The organism is Thiomicrolovo immobilis, assembly GCF_039645955.1.
In the GTDB taxonomy this organism is placed as follows: domain Bacteria; phylum Campylobacterota; class Campylobacteria; order Campylobacterales; family Sulfurimonadaceae; genus Thiomicrolovo; species Thiomicrolovo diazotrophicus.
In genome coordinates, this window is the sequence record NZ_CP147916.1 from 1,816,737 (window position 1) to 1,829,104 (window position 12,368).

Here is a 12,368-nt window from a genome sequence, read left to right on the forward strand (position 1 = left end):
TGAAGGGTATAAATGCCAAAACGCGATGACATCAAAACGATTCTGCTCATCGGCTCCGGCCCGATCGTAATCGGTCAGGCCTGCGAATTCGACTACTCCGGCACCCAGGCGGTCAAAACGCTCAAAGAGCTCGGCTACCGTGTCGTCCTGATCAACTCCAACCCGGCGACGATCATGACGGACCCGGAGTTTGCCGACCGTACTTACATCGAGCCGATCAAAGAAGAGATCATCGCCCAGATCATTGCAAAAGAGAACGTCGATGCGATCCTGCCGACTATGGGCGGGCAGACGGCGCTGAATGCCGCCATGAGCATGTACGAAAAAGGGATGCTCGACGGCATCGAGTTCCTCGGCGCCAATCCCGAAGCGATTAAAAAAGGCGAGGACCGCCAAGCCTTCAAGGAAGCGATGATCAAACTCGGCATGGACCTGCCGCATTCGCGCTACGCCTACAACATGGACGAAGCGCTCGCGGCGGCCGAAGAGATCGGGTTCCCCATTATCATCCGCGCTTCCTTTACCCTCGCCGGCGGCGGCTCGGGCGTTGCCTACAACATCGACGAATACAAACTGCTTGCCCAGCGCGGTCTGGATGAGAGCCCGATCACCGAGATCCTCGTCGAAGAGTCCCTGCTGGGCTGGAAAGAGTACGAGATGGAAGTTATCCGCGACCGCGCCGACAACTGCATCATCGTCTGTTCCATCGAGAACTTCGACCCGATGGGCGTCCATACCGGCGACTCCATCACGATCGCCCCGGCATTGACGCTGACCGACAAAGAGTATCAGCGCATGCGCGATGCTTCCTTCGAGATTCTGCGCGAGATCGGCGTCGATACCGGCGGTTCCAACGTCCAGTTCTCCGTCGATCCGAAAACGGGACGTATGATCGTCATCGAGATGAACCCCCGCGTCTCCCGCTCCTCGGCACTGGCGTCTAAGGCGACGGGCTACCCTATCGCCAAAGTCGCGACCCTGCTCGCCGTCGGCTTTACCCTCGACGAGATCACCAACGATATCACCGGGACGCCGGCCTCCTTCGAACCGGTCATCGACTACATCGTCACCAAGACGCCGCGCTTCACCTTCGAGAAGTTCCCTGAAGCCGAAAGCACCCTGACAACGGGAATGAAATCCGTCGGCGAGGCGATGGCCGTCGGCCGCACCTTCAAAGAATCCATGCAGAAAGCACTCTGTTCACTGGAAACGGGCCTCTGCGGCTTTGACGAAATGGCGGGCGACATGGATCACATCCGCCACGAGATCCGCCGGCCGAACGCCGAGCGGATGCTTTACGTCGCCGAAGGCTTCCGCCGCGGTATGGGCGTGGAAGAGCTCTTTGAACTCTCCAAAATCGACCCGTGGTTCCTCTACCAGATCGAAGAGATCGTCGCCGAAGAGCAAACGGTCGACCTAGACATCCTTAACGACACTATCCGCCTGCGCAAAGCCAAAGCCAACGGCTTCAGCGACAAGAAGATCGCCCAGCTGATCGCCAAGCAGGGTGCGAGCGACATCCGCGAGAGCGACGTCTACAATGCGCGCAAACGCATGGGGATCCACCTCGAGTACAATGAGGTCGATACCTGTGCGGCCGAGTTCGAGGCGCTGACGCCCTACCTCTACTCCACGACGAACATCACGACCCTCCCCGAACAGCCGACGCGCGCTTCGGACAAGAAAAAGGTGATGATCCTCGGCGGCGGGCCGAACCGCATCGGCCAGGGGATCGAGTTCGACTACTGCTGCGTCCACGCGGCATTCGCCCTCGAGGAAATGGGGATCGAAACGATCATGTACAACTGTAACCCCGAGACCGTCTCCACCGACTACGACACCTCGGACGTCCTCTACTTCGAGCCGATCGACCTCGAGCACGTGCGCGAAGTGATCGAGTTTGAGAAGCCCAACGGTATCATCGTCCACTTCGGCGGCCAGACCCCGCTGAAGCTCGCAAACCCGCTCACGGCCATCGGCGCGCAGATCGCGGGGACCCCGGCGAAGGTGATCGACCTGGCCGAAGACCGCGAAAAATTCTCCGACTTCGTGACCAAGCACGACCTTAAACAGCCAGAAAACGGCATCGCCACGACCAAAGAGGAGGCGATCAGCGTCGCTTCGCGTCTGGGCTACCCTGTTCTCGTGCGCCCCTCCTTTGTCCTCGGCGGCCGCGCTATGCGCATCGTCTACAAAGAGGAGGAGCTTCGCCAGTACATGGACGAAGCCGTTTCCGTCTCCAACGACGCCCCGGTCCTCGTCGACAAGTTCCTCGACCAGGCGGTCGAGCTCGACGTCGACGCCATCTGTGACGGCAGCGAGGTCTATATCGGTTCGGTCATGCAGCACATCGAAGAGGCCGGCATCCACTCCGGCGACTCCGCCTGTTCGCTGCCGCCGCTCAACCTCAGCGATGCGCTGCTCGCACAGGTCGAACAGCAGACGAAAACGATCGCGCTCGGCCTCGGCGTCATCGGCCTGCTGAACATCCAGTACGCCATCTACCAGAACGAGGTCTACCTCATCGAGGTCAATCCGCGCGCATCGCGTACCGTCCCCTTCGTCTCCAAGGCGACAGGGATGCCGCTCGCGAAGGTTGCGACCCGCGTTATGATGGGCGACACCCTGCGCAACGCACTGGCCTTCTACGACAACTACGATATCGTCATCGAAGGCGACGGGCTGCTCAAACCACGCCTGCGTGACCACATCGCCCTCAAAGAGGCCGTCTTCCCGTTCAACAAACTCTACGGCGCCGACCTGGTCCTGAGCCCGGAGATGAAATCGACCGGCGAAGTCATGGGGATCAGCTCCAGCTTCGGCGTCAGCTTCGCCAAGTCGCAGATGGCTGCGGGCAACCGTATCCCGACTTCGGGAACCTGCTTCCTCTCCTTCATCACGATGGACAAACCGGCCGGCGTCGAGATCGCCCGCGGACTGCATGAACACGGCTTCAAGCTCGTCGCCACCCGCGGCACCCAGAAGGTGATCGAAGAGGCGGGTATCCCCTGCGAACCCGTCCTCAAGATCTCCGAAGGACGCCCGAACATCGAAGACATGATGAAAAACGGCGACATCACCATGGCGATCAACACCTCCGACAACAATACGTCGAAAAAAGACGCCATCGTCATCCGCCAGATCGTCCTGCGGATGAACATCCCCTATTTCACGACGCTCAGTGCCGCGCGCGCCGCGATCGATGCGCTCGGCCACATGAAGGACGATGCTTGGACCGCCCCGCAAGCCCTTCAAGACTACCTGGCCTGACACGGCTTCTGCTGGTCCAGACCGACACGACCGTCGGTTTTGTCTCGCAGAACGCGGAGCTCCTCGCACGCGCGAAAAGCCGGCCCCCGACAAAACCCTTTCTCAAGACCTTCGCCTCGATGAAAGCCTACAAGCAGACGGGACGTATCCCCGGACGCTTCAAGCGTGAAGTGCGGCGCAGCGTAAAGACGACCTACCTTGTCGGGGGGCAGGCCTTCCGCATCGTCCCCGAGGGCAGCTACCATCAGCTGCTGCGCCCCTACGGCTGGCTCTACTCCACCTCCGCCAACGCGGCGGGGGGACAATATGAGCCCGCCTATGCCGCTGAGACGGCCGACGTCCTCATCGAGGATGCGCGGGGGCTCTATGAAGACACACCCTCGACAATCTATCAACTGAACCATTGCAAGAAACGGAGAATCAGATAAGTATGAAACATGTCAAGTCCATCGCTTCGGGCCTCTACCTCGGCACCGCGGGCATCACGATGATGAGCGTCCTCTCCGGATGCGTCCAGGAGCAGCAGGAGCCCCAGAACCGCTACCTCATCGTTCAGCAGCAGCCCGGCGGCAAATACGTCGTTGTTGAGGAGATGCCGACCGAGGGTCCCAACCGCGCCATCATCCGCGAGTATGACGCCAACGGCACCATGACCGAGCGCTTCATGAACGAAGCGGAGATGAAGGCGCTGGCCCAGCAGGAGTATGACAAAATGCAGGCCGGCCAGAGCGAACTGAACCAACCGCCCCAGGGCGAAGGAATGGGACTGGCCGGGACGATCCTTGCCGTCGCCGCCGGCTCCCTGCTGGGAAACATGATCGGCAACGCGCTGATGAACAACGCCAACTACCGCCAGCATGCCGACCGCGTCAACAAAAGCGCCTACCACGCGACACAGAAGGCAAAAGCGGCCAGCAGCAAGAAAAGCTTTTTCGGCGGCACCAAAACGGGAAGTTCTTCAACCTCATCCACGACGTACGGAGGGTAAAAGATGGTCCGACTCGACACCGTTTCGGCACTGCCGAACGACGCCCTGGACGCCCTCGGCTTTACCTGGCACACCGACAGTGACGGTACACGCTATGTCGCCGACGAACTGGTTCTCGTCAGCGATGCCGAAGCCGAGGCCTACTACGAAGCGGCCAATACCCTCTATGACATGTACGTTCAGGCAGCGGAGTACGTCATCGAAAACGACCTTTTTTTCGATCTCGGCATCCCTTTCAACCTGATCGATCCGATCAAAAAGAGTTGGGAGAACGACGTCCACTGGCACGTCTACGGCCGGTTCGACCTTGCCGGAGGGATCGGCGGGGCGCCGATCAAGCTGATCGAGTTCAACGCCGACACGCCGACGGGGCTCTATGAGAGCGCCGTGCTGCAGTGGGCGCTGCTGAAACACAACGGACTTGATGAAGCGCGCCAGTTCAACAACATCTACGAAGCTTTGCTGCATAACTTCCGCCGCCTCATCACCCTCTTTGACGACACGGACGATTTCGAGAAGTTCTACGACGGCTGGAAGATACTTTTCAGCAGCGTCGAGGGCAATGACGAGGAGGAGGTGACGACGAAGCTGCTGCACCAGATCGCGACCGACGCGGGCTTCGCCACGGGCTTCGAGTTCCTTCAGAACGTCCGCTTCGACGACGAGGGGATCTTTGATGCTGATGACAGCCCCTACGAATACTGGTTCAAGCTCTACCCCTGGGAAGACATCGCCACCGACGAACCGGAACTCGCGGTCCTGCTCGGCGCGATCATGGCCAACCGGAAGGCGATCATTCTCAATCCCGCCTACACCCTGCTCTTCCAGTCAAAGGGGATGCTCAAGATCCTCTGCGACCTCTTCCCGGACTCCCCCTATCTGCTCAAAACGTCATTCGATCCGCTTTCGGGCGTGAAGCAGGTGGAAAAGCGGATGTTCGGCCGCGAAGGGGCCAATACTCAGATCATGGATGCCGACGGCAGCGTCCTGCACTCGACGGAGGGACCTTACGGCAACTATCGCCCGCTCTACCAGGAATATGTCCCCTTCCCGCAGGACCGCAGCGGCAACCGCTACCAGGCAGGCGTCTTCTTCGCCTACGAGGCGTGCGGGCTCGGTTTCCGCCGTGGCGGCGAGATACTGGACAATATGAGCAAGTTTGTGGGGCATATGCTTTCGTAGAAAGTGGTGAGGACATCCCGGACACTGTCCGGGGAAACGCTTCATTCCAGAAAATAGATATCCGGCCGGTCGATGACGCCGACCTCCTGCATCTTCTGCTTAAGATCCTCGGATGCGGCAAAGGCGCGGGCTTTTTCAAGATCGGCGGCTTCAAACAGCGCGATGACCTCCTGGGGGTCGTCCGCGTTTTGAAGCAGATAGACCTCTTTCAGCCCTGCGGCGTCCCTTGCCGGCTTATGCCCGTCATACCCGGGCTTCCATGCGTTAAAATCCCTGACTTTGTGTCGTACCATCATATAAGCCATCTCGTCTCCCTTGGTTGGATTATCGTTTGGAGTACCGCCCGAAGGCGGCAGCCTTCATACTTTTTTCAGTATGAAGCACCTTCGGTAGATTCCGACTTAATAATTACAATCAAAATCTCCGTTTTAGGAGAGAAGCGGACGGGAGATGCGAAGGATGTCAGTCGATATTGTAACGTCAGGAGGGGGCTTTCACCCCGTTTTGGTGTATATTTAACACTTCTGTTATAGAGTTTCACTATACTCTATAGATATGCCGCAATACGTCAGAACAACGGGAACGTGATCTGAGGAAATTGCAGGAATGTTTATTATCATCTCCAAGGAACATCATGACCCTTTTGCATCGCGCACTGATCACAGCACTCCTCTTTGTCGCCGGCCTCTCCGCCCAGTCTGTCGAAGTCTCCGGTATCTATGTCCGCGAAGTCCCGCCGAATATGCCCAACAGCGCCGCATTTATGGAGTTGACGAACACGACCGATACACCGGTCGCGCTGGTAAGCGCCGCTTCGACGGCGGCCAAGACGGTTGAACTCCACGAACATGCGAATGTCAACGGCATGATGCAGATGCGCCAGATCCCGAAAATCGACGTTCCGGCCGGCGGGACGACGATGCTCCAGCCCGGTGGCCTGCATGTCATGCTCATCGGCCTGACACAGAAGCTCAAAGCGGGGGAAACCGTCACGATTACATTGAACTTCTCCAACGGAGAAAGCATGACGCTTGAGGCCCCTGTCAAAAAGGTGGCCGGCATGATGATGCAGCCAAAAATGAAATGCGGCAGCGGCAAGTGCGGAAAGTGACGGGTGAGTTTCAAAAAACTTTTTAAGATCCTCGGCATCCAGCTCGGCATCGCCCTGCTGCTCGTTTTTGCCTATCTCGCCTACGATGCCGACGTCATCTACAAATGGCTTAGCGGCGACGTGCAGTTCGGCACGACGGCGAAAGAGTGCGACCTTCAGACAGGTGCCTGTACCGCGACAATGGGCGACGGCACGCCCGTGACCTTCGCCATAACACCGCGTCCCATCCCGGTCATGCAGAAGATACAGCTGCACCTTTCGACCCCCCATGCCTACAAGACACTCAAGGTGGAAATCTACGGTCTGAACATGAACATGGGCCGATACAGCTATACTCTGACGCGTACGAGCGATGGCAATTACAGCGGCGAAGGAATGATCCCCACCTGCACCGGGCGGATGGATTGGCGCGCCAACATCATTGCCGAAGAACCGACAAAGCGCATCGGTGCCTATTTTACCTTTTCGACGGAGTAACCATGGTCCAACGTCTGATCCTGATCCTTTTCCCGATTTTGCTGGCCGCCGTGGCCTATTTCTTTGTGATTCCCACCGTGGAGCGCTCCCACTACGCCTTTACGCTTGAGAGTGCCGACGGTCCGGTCAGCCTCAGCGACTTCCGAGGCAAAAAGGCCGTCGCCGTCTATTTCGGCTACACCTACTGCCCCGACATCTGCCCGACGACCTTCTCCAATCTCACGGGGGCGATGAAACTTCTTCCGCCCGAAGCGGCTGAAGAGATGCAGGTGATCTTTGTCAGCGTGGACACTAACCGCGATACGCCGAAGAGCCTCAAGGAGTATGTCGAATACTTCTACCCAACCTACATCGGCGTGACCGGGACGAAGCAGGAGATCGACGAGGTCGTCTCACGCTTTGACGGGACGGAATATACGATTCTCGAGGGGGGCAGCAAGGCGATGGGCTACACCGTCGGCCACACCTCCTACGTCTATTTTTTTGACAAACAGGGCAACTTCAGCTCACGCCTGAACCACAGCATCGACCCCCGCGAAACATTGACGCATATGGAAAAAGCGCTCGGCATCTCCCACTAATTATACGTTACCCGAGCGAAGCCCGGATGCCTACGCTAATCCCCCACAGGGACTTCTTTCAGGGCGCACACCATGCAATTTATCCCCGTATGAAGCGCTGACGTTACGCCTCTTCCGTCTGGCCGTTACCACCCGTGCCGAGCAGCACGGCGATCCAACGGGTCGACTCTTCCGAATCAAAAACGATCTTCACCATGATTGTCAAAGGGATCGAGAGCAGCATACCGACGGGCCCCAGCAGCCATCCCCAGAAGATCAACGACAAGAAAACGACAAGCGTTGAGAGATCGAGCCCTCTGCCCATCACCTTCGGTTCGATGATTGAACCCACCAGCACGTTGATGGCGACATACCCGGCTGCAATCCAGAACGCCGAAGCCGGGTCAAGCTGGATGAGTGCCAGCAAAACAGCGGGTACGGCGGCCATAATCGATCCGATATTGGGAATAAAGTTCAGCAAGAAAGCTACGACACCCCACAGTACAGGGTAATCCAGGCCGAAGATGAGCAGCAGCAGATAGACGAGCGCACCCGTACCGGCGCTGATCAATGCCTTGAGCGCCATATAGTGGTTGATCTTCGCCAGGATCTCGTTGAGATGCTTCTGGCCCTCAGAGTGGTTCCGGCGGTAGATATAGGCGATCTTGTTACGGTAGGCCACCCCCTCCAGTAGCATGAATACCGTCGTCAGTAGAATCACAAACCCGTTTGTCAGGATCGATCCGAACCCCTTGAGGGCCCCGGTCATATAGGCAAACACCGCGCTGGGATCGAGCAGCGTCTGCAGGTTCTTTTCCGGCAGGGTTATCCCCTGCCCAGTCAACCATGCCGCCACCCCGCCGAGGCGGTTTCTCAGATCGGCTTCATAGCCAGGGAGATTGCCGATGAAGTCATTCGTGGCATGGCCGACGATCACGCCGAAAAGCACAAAGAAGAGCAGCAGCAGACCGATGAGCATCAGCATGGCCAGCGCCATCGGGATTTTTCGATCCATCAGAAAGTGCAGCAGCGGCATCAGGATGATTGCAAGGAAAAGCGACAGCAAAAAAGGAATAATGATCGCAGATGCCGCTTTAACACCGGCAAAGACAATGACAACGGCGGCGAGGATAATAAAAACGTTCCCGAAACGGTTTGTCTGCTCCATAGCCTACGCTCCTGCCTGGATTTTTTTCTTATTGGTGCGCTGCTGCAGATAGTTGGCAAGATTCATCAGACTGAGCGTTACGAGAAAGATCATCAGTCCCGGGAAGAAACTGACCCACCATGCGATGTCTATCACTTCCTTCCCGTTGCTCAGGATCGTCCCCCAGCTCATCTGAGGTGCGACGATCCCAAGTCCCAGGAAGCTCAGACCCGATTCGGAAAGAATGGCACCGCCGACGCCGAAGGTAAAGCTGACAAAGAAAATCGGGGCGAGCAGAGGGGCATAGTATTTGAGCAGGATTTTCGCCCGAGACACCCTGGCAATATTGAGGATTTTGATAAAGGGCTGAGATGTCACGGCGAAACTTTCCGAACGCACCAGCCGCGCCGTCGTCATCCAGCCCGTCACGGAGATGATAAGGATCAATACCAGCGCCGAGGCGTTGACATAGCTCACCAAGGCCAGCAGCAGGAAAAAGGTCGGGAAGGTCAGAAAGAGATCCACGACAATGACAAACCCTTTGTCGACGACTCCCCTAGCATACCCGGCGATCGCACCGAGTATAAACCCGAGAAACGTCCCTATCAAGGCACTTCCGACCCCAATAACAAGCGAGATCTTCCCCCCCTCGATAATGCGCGCGAGAAGGTCCCGCCCGAGGCGGTCGGTACCGAACGGATGGGCAAACGAGGGTGCAGCGAGGATCGCGTCGCTGTTCAACATATAGGGGTCAGCCGAATAGAAGAAACCGCCTGCAAAAGTCACCAGGACGATCACTGCCAGCAAGAAGAGTGTTTTGCGCGGAAGATCATACATCATTCAGGCACCAGTCGATCGGAGCAATTCCCGCGCTTTGCAGGTAGGAATTGGTCCGCGAAAAGGGTTTCGAACCGAAAAAACCGCGGTAGGCGGAGAGCGGAGAGGGGTGCGGGGAGGTGATGATATGGTGGCGGGAGGCGTCGATGAGCGACGCTTTCATCTGGGCCGGCCGCCCCCAGAGAATAAAGACGAGCTTCTCCCGGCCGTCACTGAGCGCTTTGATGGTTGCATCGGTAAAACGCTCCCACCCCTGTTCCTTATGCGAATGCGCCTGACCTTCACGGACCGTCAGGACCGTATTGAGCAGAAAGACCCCCTGCTGCGCCCACGCCTCCAGCGTCCCATGCTGCGGGACCGCACAGCCGATGTCCTCTCTTAACTCCTTAAAGATATTCTGAAGGGAGGGCGGATGTGCAATCCCCCGCTGGACGGAAAATGCCAGCCCGTGCGCCTGATTCGGGCCATGGTAGGGGTCCTGACCGAGTATCACGACTTTGACCTTCTCATAGGGTGTCAGATTGTATGCAGCGAAAATGTCGGCACCTTTGGGATAGATGATAAAAGCAGCTTTTTCACCGAGAAGAAATCGCTTCAACTCCTGAAAATAGGGCTGCTCGAATTCCGAGGAAAGCACACGCTTCCACGAGGGGTCGATCTTGGGGTCAATCTGCATGGCACCGTCCGTATATAGAGTCGACGTAGTATACAAAAGAATGTGTTTGGGATGCGTAAAACGGAAGGAGTCCGCCCGAAGGCGGAGGAATGAAGTTGTTAGTGCACGGTGCGCTTAGAACGCAAAGTTCACTTGTGCACTTACACCGGTTTGAGAATGCTTAACCGTCGCTTTTGGGCCCGCCATACCGAGTGCAGCAAGACCGCCTGTTCCGAATTCAGTTTTCTTCTCTGGTGCATAGACCACTGCAGCATCAACTGATACTCTGTCAGTAACGCCATATGTTCCACCAAGGCTGTAATGCTGTTCAACAGTTGCAGGGAAGCCAAGAAGGTTAAACATGTTCAAAGCAGCGCCGCCGGCGTATGCGTAGGTATTCGGATCATTCGGGTCAACAAAACCTGTTCCATCCGGCAATTCCTGGATAGGGTTTTCAGCATAGTTGAAACCGGCGCGTACTGCCCAGTTGTCCATCGCGAATTCGTAACCGATCGCATAGACATTCTGGTTATCCCAACCAAAGTCTTTATACCCTGTCGCATCAGCCCATTTAATCTGCTTGTAATCAAAGGCAATGGTGTTTCCTGCGATGGAATAAGATACACCGACACCGATTTCGGCAGGCTGTTCCAGTTTATCACCCATAGGAGCCGGGAAAATACCAAAGTCGACAAATGGCTGCGTTGCAGAAGAGAGCTGCTGCTTGTATTCCATTTCGATTGCACTTTTATAAACAGCGCCAAGGGTCAGACCCTTTACGCCGACCTGTGCGAAATCGTACGCTGCACCAATGTTGAATCCGAATTTCAGATCTTGTGCAACACCGCCACCAATGGAATATGGATTGCCGTTATTCTGATTCATAAGATCCGGCATTTTGTAGTTAATACCGAGAGCACCGTACTGAAGAATAGGTGTAACGCCGATACTGAATCCACTGCGGGCATACGTAAATGGAACACCAAACTGCATCAGCTGAAGATTCGTCACCATCTGAAGGGTACCGTTGCCGCCAGTAGCTGCATCGCCAGCCTCACGATAGTCAACACCCATGCCGGCTGTTCCCCACATACCGATACCCCAGTAGAAGTTGTCATTTACTTTGTACGCAATGGATACTTCCGGAATCATATTCATATCCGCATCACTGTTTTGCGCACCGGCGCCTACATTCGCATCATATTTTACATGCGGCATGAAGAGTGTGCCACCAAAGGAAATCTCAACATCTTTAACAGATGAGATAAGCGCCGGGTTGGCAAGTGCAGATTCCGCACCGTGGCTCATACCAATGCCGACACCAGCCATACCGCGTGTCTTTGCACCCAGCCCAATAAGCGTATCGCCGTTCGTTGCAAACGCCGAAGTTGCTGTCAGAGCCATTGCGGCAGCCATTGCCAGTTTGATTGTACGTGTCATCTATTCTCCTACGAATAAAAATCAAATGAAAGCATTCGCTTCCGATTTCGATCATTATATGCCCTGGAAAATAAACCGAATCTAAAGCCGAACATCCCTATTTAAGGAGTATTAATAATAATTTTAAGCAAAAAGAGGAAATTGAAAGAAATAAAATATTTTTATATACTGTAGTTATGATACTAGGCATTTTTATTCATTTTCTGTTATTTTTTATACAGATATTACATTTTGATAGAAATGTGTCAAATATTTGACATAAATGTGAGAATGTTACTTTATGAAACATTTGTAGTCTGCTATACCATTTTATACGAGCAAATTTACTTCTCCTGATGACATTTTAGAACACAAGCAAAAGCACGGGTACTAGGTATTTAATCATCCAAAGTGATCACAACTATTGAAATAAGTTTTGACGATGAAGACAATAAAGTCAGTGTTGAGTTAAAGGTTAGGAGAAGAAAAAGGGTTTTAGTGATTGTGATTGATGTAAGGAGTAGTAAATCCGAGAACCAGGCGGCGACCTACGTTCCCAACCCTGAAAGGGTCAGTATTATCAGCGATGAGAGGCTTAGCTTCCGGGTTCGGAATGGGGCCGGGCGTTTCCCTCTCTCTATAGCCACCTGGACAATCGGATCTAAAGGCTCCGGAGAGCGCTTAGATCCGACTGTGTCGGTTATGATTGTTAAAGTCAACGG

12 protein-coding genes and 1 rRNA gene are annotated in these 12,368 nt (G+C 55.4%); 7 read left to right on the plus strand and 6 right to left on the minus strand.

Translation table 11 applies throughout. The features are described 5' to 3' along the window. The first annotated feature begins 12 nt into the window (after positions 1 to 12). From carB to WCX72_RS09405, 4 genes are read left to right on the plus strand one after another with little or no spacing between them, the layout of a single operon-like run. The gene (gene carB, locus WCX72_RS09390; RefSeq protein ID WP_345969540.1) at positions 13 to 3,270 is read left to right on the plus strand and encodes a carbamoyl-phosphate synthase large subunit; all 3,258 of its coding nucleotides are present in this window, start codon (positions 13 to 15) and stop codon (positions 3,268 to 3,270) included. Further along, entirely contained in the window at positions 3,231 to 3,698 is a 468-nt protein-coding gene (locus WCX72_RS09395; protein ID WP_345969541.1) for a hypothetical protein, read from the plus strand. The genes carB and WCX72_RS09395 overlap by 40 nt, the downstream gene beginning before the upstream one ends. Positions 3,699 to 3,700: 2 nt before the next feature. Beyond that, positions 3,701 to 4,258, plus strand: a complete 558-nt coding sequence (locus tag WCX72_RS09400; RefSeq protein WP_345969542.1) for a hypothetical protein — start codon at positions 3,701 to 3,703, stop codon at positions 4,256 to 4,258. A 3-nt stretch (positions 4,259 to 4,261) separates the two neighbouring features. Beyond that, a complete protein-coding gene (locus WCX72_RS09405) occupies positions 4,262 to 5,440 on the plus strand; it encodes a glutathionylspermidine synthase family protein (RefSeq protein ID WP_345969543.1) in 1,179 nt (392 codons plus the stop codon). A 41-nt stretch (positions 5,441 to 5,481) separates the two neighbouring features. Here WCX72_RS09405 and WCX72_RS09410 read toward each other — a convergent pair whose 3' ends face one another. Beyond that, positions 5,482 to 5,745, minus strand: coding sequence for a hypothetical protein (locus WCX72_RS09410; protein WP_345969544.1), 264 nt, complete (start codon positions 5,743 to 5,745; stop codon positions 5,482 to 5,484). A gap of 329 nt (positions 5,746 to 6,074) precedes the next feature. Between WCX72_RS09410 and WCX72_RS09415 the strand changes: the two genes are divergently transcribed. Genes WCX72_RS09415 through WCX72_RS09425 form a run of 3 tightly spaced genes read left to right on the plus strand, consistent with a single transcriptional unit; the run spans position 6,075 to position 7,609 of the window. Then, entirely contained in the window at positions 6,075 to 6,551 is a 477-nt protein-coding gene (locus tag WCX72_RS09415) for a copper chaperone PCu(A)C (RefSeq protein WP_345969545.1), read from the plus strand. 3 nt (positions 6,552 to 6,554) lie between these two features. Next, positions 6,555 to 7,028, plus strand: coding sequence for a hypothetical protein (locus WCX72_RS09420; protein ID WP_345969546.1), 474 nt, complete (start codon positions 6,555 to 6,557; stop codon positions 7,026 to 7,028). 2 nt (positions 7,029 to 7,030) lie between these two features. Beyond that, a complete protein-coding gene (locus tag WCX72_RS09425) occupies positions 7,031 to 7,609 on the plus strand; it encodes an SCO family protein (RefSeq protein ID WP_345969547.1) in 579 nt (192 codons plus the stop codon). 103 nt (positions 7,610 to 7,712) lie between these two features. Here the strand turns inward: WCX72_RS09425 and WCX72_RS09430 are convergent, their stop codons facing one another. From WCX72_RS09430 to rrf, 5 genes are all read right to left on the minus strand, one after another. After that, positions 7,713 to 8,756 carry an AI-2E family transporter gene (locus tag WCX72_RS09430; RefSeq protein ID WP_345969548.1) on the minus strand — a complete coding sequence of 348 codons (1,044 nt, stop codon included), beginning with the start codon at positions 8,754 to 8,756 and terminating at the stop codon, positions 7,713 to 7,715. Positions 8,757 to 8,759: 3 nt separating this feature from the next. Next, on the minus strand, positions 8,760 to 9,575 hold the full coding sequence (locus WCX72_RS09435) for an ABC transporter permease (protein ID WP_345969549.1): 816 nt from the start codon (positions 9,573 to 9,575) through the stop codon (positions 8,760 to 8,762). Continuing rightward, positions 9,565 to 10,248, minus strand: coding sequence for a uracil-DNA glycosylase (gene ung, locus WCX72_RS09440; RefSeq protein WP_345969550.1), 684 nt, complete (start codon positions 10,246 to 10,248; stop codon positions 9,565 to 9,567). The genes WCX72_RS09435 and ung overlap by 11 nt, the downstream gene beginning before the upstream one ends. A 114-nt stretch (positions 10,249 to 10,362) precedes the next feature. Continuing rightward, positions 10,363 to 11,667, minus strand: a complete 1,305-nt coding sequence (locus tag WCX72_RS09445; protein WP_345969551.1) for an outer membrane protein transport protein — start codon at positions 11,665 to 11,667, stop codon at positions 10,363 to 10,365. 514 nt (positions 11,668 to 12,181) lie between these two features. Continuing rightward, positions 12,182 to 12,297: ribosomal RNA gene (gene rrf / locus WCX72_RS09450) — 5S ribosomal RNA — on the minus strand. Positions 12,298 to 12,368: the final 71 nt, after the last annotated feature.

Excerpts from the sequence above, each read along its gene's own strand:
- carB (WP_345969540.1), top strand. The coding sequence starts at position 13 with ATGCCAAAACGCGATGACATCAAAACGATTCTGCTCATCGGCTCCGGC.
- WCX72_RS09400 (WP_345969542.1), top strand. The coding sequence starts at position 3,701 with ATGAAACATGTCAAGTCCATCGCTTCGGGCCTCTACCTCGGCACCGCG.
- WCX72_RS09405 (WP_345969543.1), top strand. The coding sequence starts at position 4,262 with ATGGTCCGACTCGACACCGTTTCGGCACTGCCGAACGACGCCCTGGAC.
- WCX72_RS09410 (WP_345969544.1), bottom strand. The coding sequence starts at position 5,745 with ATGGCTTATATGATGGTACGACACAAAGTCAGGGATTTTAACGCATGG.
- WCX72_RS09415 (WP_345969545.1), top strand. The coding sequence starts at position 6,075 with ATGACCCTTTTGCATCGCGCACTGATCACAGCACTCCTCTTTGTCGCC.
- WCX72_RS09425 (WP_345969547.1), top strand. The coding sequence starts at position 7,031 with ATGGTCCAACGTCTGATCCTGATCCTTTTCCCGATTTTGCTGGCCGCC.
- WCX72_RS09430 (WP_345969548.1), bottom strand. The coding sequence starts at position 8,756 with ATGGAGCAGACAAACCGTTTCGGGAACGTTTTTATTATCCTCGCCGCC.
- WCX72_RS09435 (WP_345969549.1), bottom strand. The coding sequence starts at position 9,575 with ATGATGTATGATCTTCCGCGCAAAACACTCTTCTTGCTGGCAGTGATC.
- ung (WP_345969550.1), bottom strand. The coding sequence starts at position 10,248 with ATGCAGATTGACCCCAAGATCGACCCCTCGTGGAAGCGTGTGCTTTCC.
- WCX72_RS09445 (WP_345969551.1), bottom strand. The coding sequence starts at position 11,667 with ATGACACGTACAATCAAACTGGCAATGGCTGCCGCAATGGCTCTGACA.